The 662-nt window shown below is 65.7% G+C and carries 1 pseudogene; it reads right to left on the reverse strand.

What is annotated here, in order from left to right:
* A pseudogene (locus DBR30_RS22395) lies at nt 1-662 on the reverse strand (alpha/beta hydrolase); the annotation flags it as partial.

The raw sequence follows: 662 nt of genomic DNA on the forward strand, positions 1-662 counted from the left end.
GGTGAGGGCGCCGGGGTTGACGATCAGCACTCCGCGCTCGCCACGCAGGGCCAGACCGCCGAGATTGATGCCATATTGCTCCCGCTGCTCCGGGTGCGCTGCCATGCCATAGAGGGGGTCGTCCATCGGGAAGGGGAGCGCCACATGGGAGAGGGAGTAGATCTCCTTGGGATAGTCGATACCCAGCGGACGGATATGCTCAGGCTGGTCGGCGCAGGCCAGCGTTCTGGCCTGCGTCGCGGGGGAGGCGGGGTCCACATTGCCCACCACGGTGAGGCGATAGTGCTGAGGGGCGTTTGGCAGCAAGCGGTGCAGCGCCAGCTCGGAGGCCGAGCTCATCAGCGGGCCAAACAGGGTGCTGCGGTTGATATCAAACAGCACCAGTTCGCTGCCGTTGGCCGGCAGGTAGTGGTAGAGATCGGCAATGATGGAGCGGGTGCTGACGGTGTAGTCCATCACCGACTGGAAGGTGAGGGCGGGGGGAAACGCCGCCAGCTCGCCACTGGCGGCCAGCTGGCGCACCTGCTGCTGGATGGCGTGGGTCAGGCGATAGGACTGGCGCGCGCCGTTGACCGGAAACGAGTTGTATTTGAACGGGTTGAACTCCGGCATGGTGTCGAGCCAGGCTGCGTTGGCAAAGGCGGGCAGCAGGGCAGGCACGG

Source organism: Aeromonas sp. HMWF017 (genome assembly GCF_003061465.1).
In the GTDB taxonomy this organism is placed as follows: Bacteria; Pseudomonadota; Gammaproteobacteria; order Enterobacterales; family Aeromonadaceae; genus Aeromonas; species Aeromonas veronii.